Annotated in this window: 10 protein-coding genes; 8 read left to right on the top strand and 2 right to left on the bottom strand. The window is 41.7% G+C overall.

Annotation, left to right across the window (positions count from 1 at the left end; translation table 11 throughout):
* The first annotated feature begins 135 nt into the window (after window positions 1-135).
* Together NG798_RS20755 and NG798_RS20760 are read left to right on the top strand one after the other, a co-directional pair.
* On the top strand, window positions 136-1,365 hold the full coding sequence (locus tag NG798_RS20755) for a hypothetical protein (RefSeq protein ID WP_261225615.1): 1,230 nt from the start codon (window positions 136-138) through the stop codon (window positions 1,363-1,365).
* A gap of 5 nt (window positions 1,366-1,370) precedes the next feature.
* Complete coding sequence (locus NG798_RS20760) at window positions 1,371-2,927, top strand: Dyp-type peroxidase (RefSeq protein ID WP_261225616.1); 1,557 nt, start codon at window positions 1,371-1,373, stop codon at window positions 2,925-2,927.
* 459 nt (window positions 2,928-3,386) lie between these two features.
* On the opposite strand, the gene NG798_RS20765 is transcribed toward NG798_RS20760, so the two are convergent.
* Complete coding sequence (locus tag NG798_RS20765; protein ID WP_261225617.1) at window positions 3,387-4,574, bottom strand: YafY family protein; 1,188 nt, start codon at window positions 4,572-4,574, stop codon at window positions 3,387-3,389.
* A gap of 160 nt (window positions 4,575-4,734) precedes the next feature.
* Window positions 4,735-4,956: a hypothetical protein gene (locus tag NG798_RS20770; protein WP_261225618.1), complete on the bottom strand. Its 222-nt coding sequence runs from the start codon at window positions 4,954-4,956 to the stop codon at window positions 4,735-4,737.
* A gap of 27 nt (window positions 4,957-4,983) precedes the next feature.
* Here NG798_RS20770 and cas10 point away from each other — a divergent pair, with 27 nt between their 5' ends.
* The 6 genes from cas10 (at window position 4,984) to NG798_RS20800 (ending at window position 14,036) form a co-directional block, all read left to right on the top strand.
* A complete protein-coding gene (cas10, locus tag NG798_RS20775) occupies window positions 4,984-8,043 on the top strand; it encodes a type III-B CRISPR-associated protein Cas10/Cmr2 (RefSeq protein WP_261225619.1) in 3,060 nt (1,019 codons plus the stop codon).
* A gap of 3 nt (window positions 8,044-8,046) precedes the next feature.
* Window positions 8,047-9,165, top strand: coding sequence for a type III-B CRISPR module-associated Cmr3 family protein (locus NG798_RS20780; protein ID WP_261225620.1), 1,119 nt, complete (start codon window positions 8,047-8,049; stop codon window positions 9,163-9,165).
* On the top strand, window positions 9,165-10,010 hold the full coding sequence (cmr4, locus tag NG798_RS20785; RefSeq protein WP_261225621.1) for a type III-B CRISPR module RAMP protein Cmr4: 846 nt from the start codon (window positions 9,165-9,167) through the stop codon (window positions 10,008-10,010). Before NG798_RS20780 ends, cmr4 begins: the two co-directional genes overlap by 1 nt.
* 22 nt (window positions 10,011-10,032) lie before the next feature.
* Complete coding sequence (locus NG798_RS20790; protein ID WP_261225622.1) at window positions 10,033-10,434, top strand: hypothetical protein; 402 nt, start codon at window positions 10,033-10,035, stop codon at window positions 10,432-10,434.
* A gap of 4 nt (window positions 10,435-10,438) precedes the next feature.
* Window positions 10,439-12,358, top strand: a complete 1,920-nt coding sequence (locus NG798_RS20795; protein WP_261225623.1) for an RAMP superfamily CRISPR-associated protein — start codon at window positions 10,439-10,441, stop codon at window positions 12,356-12,358.
* A gap of 100 nt (window positions 12,359-12,458) precedes the next feature.
* The gene (locus NG798_RS20800) at window positions 12,459-14,036 is read left to right on the top strand and encodes a hypothetical protein (protein WP_261225624.1); all 1,578 of its coding nucleotides are present in this window, start codon (window positions 12,459-12,461) and stop codon (window positions 14,034-14,036) included.
* Window positions 14,037-14,120 lie beyond the last annotated feature (84 nt).

The raw sequence follows: 14,120 nt of genomic DNA on the forward strand, positions 1-14,120 counted from the left end.
ATGACACCGCATCTCAAGAAAAAGTTAGGCTTAAATTGTCTGTAAAGTTTAGACTAAATTAATTAGATAGCTTTACCTAATTAATTTCTCAGCCTGTAATTCGGCTTGTTTTAGTTATAAAAAGGAGCATACGAAATGTGGATATTTGAGCCAACGGCAAAATTAACTGATTTTGAACAAGTACCGGGTTTAAAAGATTTATGGAGTTCTTTCATTAATGATTTATATGAAACAAACCTTTATGGAAAACCAAATGATAGATCGGCTTCAGCATTAGAAGAATTACAAAGGTGGGGACGTTCCGACAGTGACCTGCGTTTATATAATCCAGCATCAATGCCTATCCCGTCTCCTTCAGAAATGAAGAATGTTATATGGTCAGCGCTTCCAATCAGCTTTGATGAGCAGTTTAATAATACGAAGGAAAAATTTACCTATTTAGATCAACCGCAACGTTTCAATCCTCAAGATTATTCATCTATTATCACCCGAATTCAAGATGAATACTGCGAATGGGTGGTCAAGCGGAACAGCGCTAACAAAATTACCGAAGTCTTGTTTACAAGTGAGCCACCAGAATATTACAATTTTATGTTTTATTCTTCCCCAGAATCACGGGAGTTGTTAGTAGATGTTTACCGTCAAATTACGGCGAACCAATCAATCACAATTGATGATTTAGTTGATAGCAGTGGTGAATATGATTGGTATAACCGTTACAATAACGAATTTGCTGTACATATGCAGCAACCAAACAACACGCTAGGAGCACAGGTAAATATTGTATCGCGTTCTTGTATTTTACGGGTAAATCGTTTAGGCAATCCGATTACAGATGCACAAGGGCTTATTACCTGTGGTCGATATGGTGATAAAAAACGTCAAAGCGATCCTCGTATTGGAGATGCTATCAATCAGTTTGCCAGAGAAAACCGTTTTATTACGATTGAAAATCCAGTAGGATTATATATGAGCGGAGTTGATTGGAAAGGGTGGGAAACTCCAGATGGAACCCCAGCCGATACATTTTGGAAAGTATTAAGGGGAACACAGGATGCTGATCCTAACAAATCTTATATTGTTCGTGCTGTTTACTCAGTGCCAGAAAGCAAAGGTTACACAGTATCCGATATCAAAATAGGTGGTCAGCCTATTGAATTTGGCTCACAGATTGCAGCTTGTATTGATGTGCGTGTGGGAGTTTTGGTAAGTGAACCCCAACAAATTCCTTTACCTAGAGCAATTGGTTGCACGGATACTACTCCATTTCCCCTACAAACACCAGTGGCAGGAACTTCTACAAGTCCAGCAAATGCGCTTACTAATATGCAGAGTCGTATGAACACAAATAAAACACGAGGATAAAAGAAATGCTTGAAGAGCCAGTTTTAGATATCGATGACATTCAAGGCAATATTTTCCCTGGCTTCAAAAAGGATAGTCAGCACTTTTTGTTTTTCCAAATAATTGAGCCGGAGTCGGCAAAATTGTGGCTCAAATCTCTCGCTCCTAAACTATCAAAAGCTAGAGAGGTTCTTGAGGCTCACAGTATTTGGAAGGCGAGGCGTTTGGAATTAGGACACGAACCAAAGAATCTTGATTTCTTGTTTATCAACTGTGCAATTTCCGCACAAGGGTTTGTAAAACTTGGTGTACCTGGGATTGAGGAGTTTGATGATATTGCTTTTAAATTAGGATTGGAGAAAAGATCCGGTACTCTTGGCGATCCTCCTGCGGGTAGCGGTTCTGTGGGGTCTCCAGAAACATGGGTTTTTGGGGCCGGTTCACGTTCTCCAGATGTACTTTTGATTCTGGCTAGTGATAATCTTGATTGGGCAGTCAGGGCTGAAGAGGAATTTATTGCTTCCGCACAAAAGCAAGGGTTAGAGTTAATTCATGTTGATAGAGGTCGCGTACGACCCGGCGCACTGGCTGGACATGAACATTTCGGTTTTAAGGATGGCATCTCGCATCCAGCAATTAGAGGGCGTAAATCTAATGCACCGGCTGATTTTATTGAACCGCGAACATGGCCAGAAGATTCCGCATTTGATATTTATCGTGATAGATTTGCTGCACCTGGTCGTCCTCTAGTATGGCCTGGTCATTTTTTGTTTGGCTATGTGAGACAGCAATTTGATGAGCCTGAATTAAGCCGTCCAAACTCAGAGCCACCAGGCCCAGCTTGGGCTGTGAATGGTTCGTTTTTGGTTTATCGGAGATTATCGCAAGATGTGCAAAAGTTTCTTAGCTTTCTTGCGGAAGCATCGGAAACTCTGCGTCACAATAATGGTTTTGATGAAAACCTTACTCCTGAACGACTGGGTGCGTTGCTTGTGGGTAGATGGGCGTCTGGATGGCCGGTGATGCGTGATCCAAATATTGATCGTGGAGAACAACATTTAGCTAATGCTACAGAACCAGAATTAGCAGAGAATTATTTTAAATTTAGTGAGGCAACGACTATAGCTTTGCCAAACGATCCCTATCCACTTAATCAAGCAGATCCAAATGGGTTAATATGTCCTTTCGCTGCACATATTCGTAAGGTAAACCCCAGGGATGATGCGACAGATATGGGTTCAAAAGAGCGAACTTTTCAAAAGTTACTGTTAAGGCGCGGTATTACTTTTGGCCCAGAAATTACAGAGCAAGCATCCGCTGAGAGAGGTCTTTTGTTTGTGGCGTTCCAAACATCAATTGTTAATCAATTTGAGTTTTTAATGAATGAATGGGTAAATGAGGCGAATAAGCCTCATTCAAATGGAGGGGTAGATCCTATTATTGGTGCTGCACGGGATACTAAAATTTCTTTGGGAAATGGGACTAAAAAATTTGAATTGCCAATTCCGGGGGGATGGGTAACGCCAACGGGCGGTGAGTATATGTTTGCTCCAGGGGTGCGTTTTTTTTCAGATATCCTTTGACTTTTGGCCGATAGCTGGGCGAAATTCTGAAACTGTCTTGAAAATCGGTGAGATTGAATTGCTTTTGCTTGGGAAAAAATTGTGAAAAATCGGGCTAGGCAGTGGGGATATGTGGCGAGTAAATCGGGTAAAAGTGGCAATCACTGGTACTCTCCCACCAAGGCTTTTAATTCAGGTAAAAGTTTTTCTAATTTCTTCCGTTTTTTAGGATCTTTCCAATTATTTGATTTTTTGAGTTTCGCGTGGATCAGCATCTACACTGCTTTTTAACGATTTGTCTGGAAAAGCGGACTTGGCTTTATTTTTAGCGGTGGCAATACGCTCTTTAATCTGACTCAGAGTAATCCCCAAACCTTACCCGACTATTGCAAGACCGATGAATCTGTTTAGGGCCGGTGGATGTTTAAATGTCGATGGATTGGGATGTGGTTGTTGATGAAAATATTTTAGGATAATTCGTTATTGTTGCGGGTTTTCGTAGCGAGAAAGAAGCGCTTTTGCGGCTTGTTGGTGTTGTTCTATTAGGATGCGGGGGGATAAAATTTGTGCGTTGGCGCTGTGCCGGTTTACCCATAGCATGAATTCTTGAAAGGAGCGGGGGGGTAATTTTACGTTGTAGTCTACATAAATATGATTGCCGGTAGTGTCTTTGGGGCCTTTTATTATTTTTTGTTTGGGATGGCGTAGTTCTCCTTCTAAGATAAAGGTTGTTACTGGGGGATAAAAGCGGATTTTGATTGATTCAAATTTTAAAGATCCGGCTAGTTCTGCTTGTTGTTCTTCGAGGTTTCCTAGATATAATCCCCAGCCGTTGCTTAATAGTTGATGGGCTTTTTGTAGGTTTTCTTTTTGCTGTTCTAAATTACGTCCTTGTTGGGATGTTATTTTGCAATAGTTTCTAAAGCGGTTGATTCTGCCGATGGCAAAATGGCCGGTTTCGTACTCTTGGGAGAGGAGATACCAGGCGATGTCGTGATATAAAATTTGCAGGGGGTAAATGTGGCTGAATCCGACTTTGCCGGTGCTGTAGGGGGCGCTGTTTCGGGAAAGTTCGATGGGTAGTCCTTGTAATATGGCTCTCTCGATGATGTCGAGTTTATGGAAAAGGGTGTTTTGGTTGTTTCCTTTTTCCATCATTTCTTCAGGATCTGTAGAAATTATGGCGCGGTTAAGAAATTGTCGGATCGGATAAAATAATTCTCCTTTTGTTTCTAATTCTAGTCCTTTGAGGCGTTTATTTAGGTTTTCTATCAGGCGTTTTGATGTGGGATCTCCTTGATATTTAGCTTGGGATTGAAGGGCGTTTAAGGCAATTTTTAATTCTTGAAAGTTAAGTGCGCCGGTGCCAAGATAATATCCCCAGCGATACATTCTTCTTTCTAAAATTCCATAGTTTCTTAAGGTTTCTATGTCTTTGCGAATCGTGGGAGTAGCGGGATAATTTTCGGGAAAAGATATGTTTATTTCTGCTGCTGTCTGCTGCATAGCTTTTTGCACTTCTAAGAGTGTGTCTCGGTATCCGCTGGTGGGGGATGTTTGGCCGGTGCTCCCTACCCCCGGATTTTGGATAATTGTTGTCAGTAATATCATCAAGCGTTCAAATGCTTGTTTGTCTGAGTAGGGGTGGAGGATGGGGTTTTTTGCCATTGCTTTAGCCGGTGGGTTGGTTTATTGTCTATTAAAAGCCAATATTTACATATTTTTTTTCTCTGGCTAGAGTTTATTATTTTGTGTGGATTTGTTGCTTTCTGTGATGTTGAGATAAATATTGTGAATTTGAGGACAGTTAAAGAGGGGAACTGATAGCTTATAGGGAGTCTGTGCTGGGAGCCGGTGTTTGATGGCGGTGTTTGATGCTGACACCTAGACGAATAAAAAAACCCCTTGGTAGTTGAGCCCCTATGAAAACTCCGGGGTTCGTTATTGGGCGGGGGTTTGCTTTGACGCGGTTATTGATGCCGGCCATGAAATTTTTCGTAGAATTGCGTAATTGCCGTAAATTTTGCGAAACAACCCAATATATTAACACAGCCTATATTCAGTGAGGAAAGAAACAATGACAGCCTATTGGCAAGCAAAAATTTGGGCATTATTACATGACCCCGTGCTTAAGGCATTGCATGATAATGCTGGTAGAGGAAAAGAAGGTGCTTGGAACTCTTTAACTTGTATGGAAGGGTGGGTTTCTCCAAAGGGAAAATCGCTCCCAAATAGCCCTTACAGCACTCAGTGGTTAAAGCACGTTGGTTTGTGTGATTTAATTTCTTCAGCTAGTGATCGTGCTGCTATTGGCCGACTGCAAAATACGGCTGTTGACTATGATGCTGAGGGGTTACAAATTCGCCACTTGCTATCAGGAGAGCCGTTAGAATTTAAGCTTGGGCAATGGCATGATTCTTTGATGGGGATGGGGAAAAATCGCGCTACAGTTTTGGCGGATTTTGAACAAAACTTAATTCCAGAAACCATACGCACTTGTACGGATGCACGCAAGGTTTATTGGTGGTTATGGCGATGTTATCCAGAGGTTCTCTCACAGGCTTTTGACCGAGATTTTAATATTCCTAATGAGCCTTGTTTGCCTTTGTTGCCGGCAGATACTCGTATTCCTGATGCTTCTTTGTGGAGTCATACAACGATGACTTCTGCTTTGGCCGGTTCTTTGGCTGGGTTTTATTCTGATAATAACAGTTATCCGAAAAAAGGAGCGAGAAAAGGCAAAGCTTATCAGGAATCTCGCCCTCATCTGGCAATTTTTAGTTTTACGCCGGTGCAAGAATTAATTAAAGCTAGTCGCAAAATGCGGGATTTTTGGGCCGGTTCTTGGTTGCTTCATTATCTTTCTGCTAAGGCTTGTTGGGCAATTGCTTGGAAATATGGCCCTGATAGTTTGGTCTATCCTTGTCTTTATCAACAGCCTCTCATTGATTTGTGGTTGTTAGAAAAATATCCTCAGTTTTCGGAGTGGATAAAAGCGCCGACGGAACGCCAGTTATTAACGGCTGGGTTTCCTAATGTGGTGGTTTTAATTTTGCCTGATAATGGCGCTTCTAACACAGAAAAAAGTCCTGTTAAAGCGGCTATGCAGCAAGCTGAAGAAACCATCAAAAAGGAGTGGTTACGTTTAGGAAATTTGGTGCTGCAAAATTTGCAAAAAAATAGTAGTAATCAATGGCAAAAAATTAACAAACATACTTGGGATGATTGGTTAAAAACTCAGTGGCAAACTTACTGGACTGCTTTGCCTATTGGTAACAGAGACACTGTACTGCATCATTCTCCTCGTAAAGAAAGGAATTATAAAGAATGGCAAGACGAACAAAATAATTTTGCTTGTCCAAAAAAGGATTTATTTGTGGAGGCTGAATCTGAGTTTTTGAAGGCGACTTATGAATCTGCTTTGCGGGAAGATTGGCCTCATCGTTCTCAACCTAATTTTAAACGCCGGCAGCCTAATTTGAATGTAGGTTCTTGGTGGGCAAGTATTTTTGATCAGATTCGGTTTGCGCTGAATGCTGTTAAAAATACGCGGACTTGGGAGTTACCTACGGCTTTTGGGCCGCGTTCTACGGTGTCAGGAATTGGGCCGGTTGTTCATGGTTTAAAAAATGATAAAGATTGGATTACGGAGGGGGAGACGGCAAAGTTTTGGGAGGAACACGCGGGTTTATTTGATGGTATTGAAGAGTTGAATGCAACGGAGGTTTTAAAACGGGGTTTGCATCGGATTTTGCCTGAAGTTTTAGGTCGGGAAAATACTCGGTTAGAGTTGTATTATCCTGATTTGAGTTCGGGGGTGGCCGGTTGGTTACGGAAGCATCCAGAGGCGCGAGATTACTATGTTCAAGTGTGTGAAGAAGTGGCTGGTCATTTTAAGTGGATTAAAGCGGAAAATCAATCTTGGGGTATTCCTTGGATATTGTCTGAAAACGCAAATTTATTGAATCCTCGTTTGTTAAATGCCGGTTGGTTGATTGAGGATTTTGAGCCTAAATCTGATTTGCCGAATCAAGTTTTAACAAAGGAGAAGAAAAAGGAAAAAACTCAAGCGGAGTTGAAAAAAGTTCGCACGTTTATTGAGGAACGTTTTGCGGCGGGAAATAATCCGACTGATTGGTATGTTTTGGCGGGGGGTGATGGAGATGATATGAGTAGTTGGTTGAAGGGGGAACCGCTACATAATTATGAGGAATATCTTGCAACAGAGGTAAAAAACGAACTCGATAAAGAATTGAAAAGTGTACAAGGCGAACCCAATAAAAAAACCCGAAATGTCTGGGAATCGTTTAAGGAGTTTTTGGGTATGAAAAAACGCATGGGGCCGGCAACTCATAATGCTTTGAGTCGTGCTTTGTTGGATTTTTCTAATCAATTGCTGCCGTATTTAACGGAAGAACGTTATGCGGGCCGGTTGATTTATGGGGGTGGGGATGATGTTTTGGCTTACACAAATCTCTGGGAGTGGGATGAGTGGTTATGGGATATTCGTGAGTGTTTCCGAGGTGATAAAGATCCCCGTAATGAGTTTAATAATGGAGGTCATTATTGGCGATGGGATGGTGGGGAATTGCCGAAATATTTATCGGAACGTCCGCTTTTTACGATGGGAAAAAAGGCGACGATTAGTTTTGGAATTGTGATAGCCGGTCATTCTGTACCTTTGGCTATTGCGCTGGAGAATCGTTGGGAAGCTGAGGACGAAGCAAAGGAACATGAATCTCCTAATGGTGATAAGAAAGATGCGGTACAAGTGCGGGTGATTTACAACAATGGTAATGTCTTGAAAGCTACGGCCAAATTTGATGCTTTTAAGCTGTGGAAAAATTTAATTTCTTTGGATAATTTGGATGCAGCAATTTTTGAACAAGTGGCGGAAGTTTGGAGTCAGCATCCTGCGCCTTTGGAGAAAGCAATTCAACCTTGGACGCAGGCTTTTTGTTCTCGTCGTGAGCAATTACCTGGGGATACAACGGGTGATTTTCAGCGATGTTTGGCTGAGTTTATTGAGGCTTTGTGGGATTCAACTCAACCTGAAAAACTCGACCGCCAATTACAAAGCTGGTGCAAACTTGCGGCTTTTGTGATTCGCAAACGTGACATTAAATTAGGAGCATAAAGTATGATGTTTTGGTACACTTTGACACCTTTGGATATCTTGTTATTGCGGGATGCAAAACCTTTTACTCCGGGGGAACGTGCATGGGCCGGCAGTGTTTTTCCGCCGAATAATCATACATTGGCCGGTGCGGTTCGTGGTTTGTTAAATGCCAAGGTAGATTTAGAGTTAACCGGCCCGTTTTTGGTTTACAAAGAAACTCTTTATTTACCGCGTCCTTTGGGTTTTGTGGGGTCTATTCCTTTAGTGCCTTTACTTTGGGAAGAAGATTCTAATTTACGGCAAGCTATGTGGAACCGGCAACAACCTTGTCCTCTTGTTAAACCGCCTAATCGTCAAAAAGATAAGGAAGAAGAGGAGAAAAAAGATAAAAGTTTTCTGCAATATTTACCTATAAATGTTGCTAGAAAATATCTGGAATGTGGTAAAATAGAAGAGGATGAATGGGAGGCCAATAATTCTGATGAAATCAAACCCTGGAAGGTAGAAAGCCGCCCTCATAATGCCATCCAAGAAGGTACTCGTCAAGTGAAAGATAGCGATGGATATTTTGTGGAGAATGCTATCCGGATGATGTCGGGTTGGAGTTTAGGAATTGGCATTAATCAAGACATTGAAACGCCTACAGTTTTGCAATTGGGAGGGGAAGGACACAGGGCTATTTTGCAGCGGTGTGAACCTCTTAAAGAGCAATGGGAGGCTATCAAGAAAGTCTCGGATGATAACTTCCAAAAAGGGGGTAAATGTCTGGCTTATTTGGTGACTCCGGGGGTGTTTGAGCGTAAACATGATGGGGGTCAAGCTATTTGTCGTGCTTGGCCTTGGGAATGGGATTTAGCTTATCCTGAAAATCCGAATGCACGCAAGGGAAATTTGGTGAGTGTGGCAACAGATAAGCCGGTTCCTATTAGTTGTCGCATTCGAGATAAGGATAATAACAGTGTGCCGGCGCCCCAAGTTTTTGCAGCGCCGCCTGGGAGTGTTTATTATTTGGAGAAACCTGATTTGCTATTTTGTAAAAATCCTAATTCTAAGGAGGGTAAGGGTTTAGAAAAGGCGAAAAGTTTGCGAAAGTTGGGTTATTCTGAGTTACTTTGGATTTCTTACAAGGAGGAAAAATAATGAATTACGTCTACTTATATCTGCTGGCACCTTTGCACACCGGCGGTACAACTCAAGAAGGAAATTTGTTAGGAATTGCCCGTGAATCTCACACCAATTTGCCTTACGTTCCTTCTAGTACAATTCGCGGTAAATTGCGTTCGACAGTTGGCAATGATATTGAACAACGCATTAAGCGTGTGCAACTTTTTGGCCCCGATTTAAAGGATACTCAAGATACAGGTTTTCTGGAGATGTATGAGGCAGAAACTGATAAAAAGATAACTCAACTTGAACAAGGAAATATCTGGATTGGTGATGGTTCAATTTTGTGGATGCCGGTGCCTTCTTTGAGTCATGGAGTGATTTGGATAAGTTGCCCTTTACTGTTACAACGTTGGGCAAAATTTAATGGCAACCCAGAAATACCGGCTGAATATAGTACCAATTTAGCTACCAAAGCGCCGGTTTATCTTAAAGATGCAATTCTACCGGCCAAAAGCTTACAAAATTGGGATAATTGGCAGAATTTTATTCCCCAATCACCCGAAGCAAATGCTATTACACGAGTCTTAGTTTTACCAGATCGGCATTGTGCAACCTTGATTCAAATGAGTTTATGGCGCCAGGTGAAAATTAAGCTGGATGAACATAAATCAGTTGATGGTGGTTTCCGTTATGAGGAAGCAATTCCCCCAGATACGCTGATGTATTTTACTTGGGGAATTACTTCTCAAGCCAATGGCAAAGGTGAAGAATCTTCCGCAGATTTTAAAGCACTCTTAAGCGAAAACTCCATTCTGCAAATTGGCGGACAGGAAAGCTTAGGACGTGGGTTTGTGCAACAGTGGTTAGGCAATAATTAAGCAAAATCAGGAGAGATAAAAAATGGCTGTCGAGTATTTTGACCCCCGCACGATTGCAACGCCGGTTTATGATGCTTTGAGTGAGTTAAGAACTCAAAATAACACTGATCAATCTCGGTTAAAAGAGCAAAAAAGCCAAGCTGTTGAACTTTATACTTACCTTTCTACTTGGGGGATGATGCGTCTTAAAGCTGAGGAAAAAGCTTTAAGCCAAGAGGGAAAAAAACAAGTGGTTAAGAAGTTTTTTCAATGCTTGGAAACGCTTTCAAAAGTAGGAGATTTGGCAAATAACACCGGCTTGGATGTTATCAAAAAGCTGGATGTAGATGAATATTTGGGGTTAACCGGCCTAGGATTAGCATTAGCACAAGAGTTTAGTTTTTGGGCAAATGCTATTTATCACGATATCAAAGGAGAAGAATAAAACAATGGCATCTCAACAAAGACCTAATCTTAAGGGTGGAAATGGGGGTGCCAACACCCCGCCTCAGCATCGTAATAGTGGAAATGGGGGTGCCAACACCCCGCCTCAGCCTTCTCCTTGGCTTTATCCAGGGAGGGAACATAAGCCAGATAACAATGCAAGTTTTGTGAGTTTTGTGGAATTTTTGCGGTGGATGCGTGCACCCGATAGCGAATATAAAGACCCCACAAAAATTCAAATTTTGCAAATGGCAGAAGAGAAATCTAAAAGCTATAAAGACTGGCTTAAACAACTCAACGAACGCACCCGAAAACTTGCTGGGGAAGGTAATTGTTTTCAGGCAAAATGTAGTTGGCGAATTCGTGTCGGTGGCCACCGAGGGCCAGAAAGTATTTTACTGCCTGCTTTTGATGCTTTGGGGATGCCTTTTATTCCTTCTTCTAGCTTACGCGGTGTTGCCAGAACTCAGGCAATTAAAGAGATAATGCGTAAGCAAAAAATAGACTGGAAACAAGCAGAAAAACAGATAGCCCCTTGGTTTGGTTCCTTAGAGGCAAATAATCCCAAAGATCGGGCCGGTAAGGTGGTTTTTTTTGATGCTTATCCTATCTCCAGTGCTGCGCCAATGCTGGCGGTGGATATGGCGAATAATATCTGGAAATGGCAGGGAAATAGCCTAGAATACAAGCCAAATCCTAATGCTTTTTTATCGCTAACAGAACCTACTTTTTTAATTGGTTTACGTCTGGCTAGTGGTTGCACAGATACGGCAATTTTAGACCAGGTTAAACAGTGGTTGCAGGCTGGTTTGCAGTCGGGTATAGGTTCTCAGGTAAATAGCGGCTATGGGGGATTGTTGATTGCGGGTGCCGGTGTTCCTAGTGATGAATTTTTGCGGCTTAATTTTAGTTTAAAAGGACAGCTAATTCATGGCCGGCAAAAGTTTAATAACTCTTCTCAACCTTTCCAAAGAGAACGGAACGGCAGCTTAAGATTTGACGGCAGAGGTAACTTAAGAACAGATACCGTTCCTGATGCAGAAGTGCGTGCAGTTGCTTTTAAATCGATGCTACGTTATTGGTTTCGTGTTTTGGCTTTCGGGGTGCTATCTGTTCAGGAAGTACAGGAATGGGAAGCTACACTTTTTGGGGGTATTAATCCCAAAAAACACGGCTGGATTAAGGTGAATTTGACGGATGGCAAAATTACTCAAAAAGAACCCAGAGGCACTTTTGAAGGCAAAAATGCTCCCTGTGGTGAACAAAAAGGAACGCTGTTACTGAGTTATTCTTCGGAAGCACCGGCAGCAAATCAAAAAAACCTCGCTGAGTTGTTAAAAAACCTGACTTGGTTGATGTTTCATTTAGGAGGAATTGGTCAAGGTGCGCGGCGTCCTTGTTATTCGCGCCAAACTCGCTCAAATGCTCCTTGGTGGCGGGGTTCAACTTTAACGCCAGATAGAGATAATGAGTTTTGGAAACTGCCGGCAACTGTGAAAGAATTCCAAGTTATTTTTAAGCAACGCTTGGAAGGTTTTTATGCCAAACTTGCCAGCATCAGCGGCAAAAAAATCAACCTAAAACCACCCCTAAGTTTTGGTAGAGTTACCGGTGATCAATGGTCAGAAGCTGTTGATAGTAATTGTAAAATTGTGGTGTGTTCTGGAAAGGAAGATTTTGGCAAACCTTATGCTTTGGCTGTGCTGCACAGTGAGGATTTTAAAAGGTATGGAAAGTATGATGGCAATCTTTGTGGCAAAGTTGCCGGTGGTGTTAAACCTTCGCCGGTTTGGATTGCCAATTTAGGCGATTATCAAATAGTAACGGTGTTTGGTTCTACTCAAGAGCCTCGCAAAAAATATTTAGAGACTCTGCGAACAAATACCACGAGTAATGATTTTGCTCAAATTTGGCCGTTAACTTGATGAACAGAAACCGGGTTTTTTTAATCAACCTGGTTTCTAAAATCTTCTTTCAAAGAAAGACGATTTTTAATCAAAAATCCTCAACCAAGAACCTAAACCTATGTCAAATAATCAAACAGCAATAAACCGCGTCGATACCCTCATTATTACCGTTGGAACTCGTCAAGTTGGATGGCTTTGTAATGATGGAATTATCCGCTCTTTCGGCGCTGATGGAAACATCGGTTATCCCCGTCACGTTGAAGAACTTTACCAGCAATTAGAACTAAAACGCGGGTTTTATCAAGAAAAGGAAAAAACTTATCCCCACAGTGCCCGCGACTTAGGCGAACGTTTCTATAACCACTGTATTTATGAACTTGGTTACGACTTTAGCCGCGTTCAACTTTTACTCGATTTTCATATCATCAAAGCTGCGGAAAAAAACGGTCTTAAACACATTATACTCTGGGGAACAGACCAACCTGAAAAAGTTTCTTGGTCCTATCGCCGGCTCGATACTCTCTGGCTTGCAAAACTCATGGAAGGCAAAATTAAATCTGTTTGGAAAAACCTCCGCGTTGATGTTCACACTCCCCCTATCGAAGCTAATGATAACATGGCTATTCGGGAAGAATTAGAAGAATTAATTTTAAAAGAAGCTTTGGAATTTTCTTCACCGGCAGGGATTGACAATGAGTTTGTTTTGTGGATTCAAAACAAAGGTTGCACCCCCGCTATTGCTTCTGGTGTTGAAATTTGCGCTGCTGCTTTAGGCCGGCAATGTAAAGTTTTTAATGCTTGTCCTGACGATCCAGAAAGCTTTTTTGAACCTGATTCATCTGGCTTCCAAAAGGCTGTTGCTTCCACCGGCTATAAACTCATTTCAATGGGTGAGTATTTCTGGCCTTTGGAACGAGTCCGCGTCATTTCTGCTTGGAAACGTGGCGATTTTTCTGAGGTGCAAATTTGGCTGAAGCCTCACGAAACTCGCTATCCGGTTCTCTATAAGTTAGCCGGTTATTTATCCCGTTCTGCCAATTGGGAAACTTCCAATTCTTTAACTAAAATTGGGGACTGGATAAATTCAAAAGATGTGTTAAAATTAGCAGGAGAAGCACAAGTAACAACCTGGAAGCAACGTTTAGAAATTGTAAAACAAGAGCCGATTGCTCAAGCTTGGGAGTCTTCTTTTTTAATTGATTTACCGCTCAAACGAGAAAACTACACTGCTGCTTTTATCCAATTTGTTCAAACTTTAGAACGTCTCTTGTTTTTGCAATTTCAGGCTGGAAATTGGTTAAAAGCTGGTTACATTACTATACCCGCAAATTTGCAACATTTAGGCAATGATTATCAGCCTGGTTTTACCGGTTTAATAGAGGGATGGCGAAATTCTAAAAAGCTAAATGCTTCTGATAACTGGTACAAATTGCTGCATCGAATTCGGGAAAAACGCAATAATGTCATTCATTCTGCGGAGTCGGTGACTTTGCCAAACATCCGCTCAATGTGGACGGATGGGGGTTTGTTTACTGTGGGGTATTCCGAAGATCCACAAGTTGTTAAAAATTTAATGTTGGATGTGCTTAAAAAAATTTCGCCTTCTTCAAAAGTTCCTGATATTTTGCTTTTGCATTCTCTCTATGAATGGGGATTAAAAACGTTATGTGAGGAGGCCGGTTCTTCTCACAAGTAATGGTTGTTAAGGGCCGGTTTTAGAGACGAATTTTAACCTGTCGCTTTTACCGGCCAATTTTATGAGTAACAATAAACTTAATTC

The organism is Ancylothrix sp. D3o, assembly GCF_025370775.1.
Classification (GTDB): Bacteria; Cyanobacteriota; Cyanobacteriia; order Cyanobacteriales; family Oscillatoriaceae; genus Ancylothrix.

What these genes read in the sequence shown, in the direction of transcription:
- NG798_RS20790 (WP_261225622.1), top strand. Translation starts at nt 10,033, where the DNA reads ATGGCTGTCGAGTATTTTGACCCCCGCACGATTGCAACGCCGGTTTAT.
- cas10 (WP_261225619.1), top strand. Translation starts at nt 4,984, where the DNA reads ATGACAGCCTATTGGCAAGCAAAAATTTGGGCATTATTACATGACCCC.
- NG798_RS20760 (WP_261225616.1), top strand. Translation starts at nt 1,371, where the DNA reads ATGCTTGAAGAGCCAGTTTTAGATATCGATGACATTCAAGGCAATATT.
- cmr4 (WP_261225621.1), top strand. Translation starts at nt 9,165, where the DNA reads ATGAATTACGTCTACTTATATCTGCTGGCACCTTTGCACACCGGCGGT.
- NG798_RS20800 (WP_261225624.1), top strand. Translation starts at nt 12,459, where the DNA reads ATGTCAAATAATCAAACAGCAATAAACCGCGTCGATACCCTCATTATT.
- NG798_RS20765 (WP_261225617.1), bottom strand. Translation starts at nt 4,574, where the DNA reads ATGGCAAAAAACCCCATCCTCCACCCCTACTCAGACAAACAAGCATTT.
- NG798_RS20755 (WP_261225615.1), top strand. Translation starts at nt 136, where the DNA reads ATGTGGATATTTGAGCCAACGGCAAAATTAACTGATTTTGAACAAGTA.
- NG798_RS20780 (WP_261225620.1), top strand. Translation starts at nt 8,047, where the DNA reads ATGATGTTTTGGTACACTTTGACACCTTTGGATATCTTGTTATTGCGG.
- NG798_RS20795 (WP_261225623.1), top strand. Translation starts at nt 10,439, where the DNA reads ATGGCATCTCAACAAAGACCTAATCTTAAGGGTGGAAATGGGGGTGCC.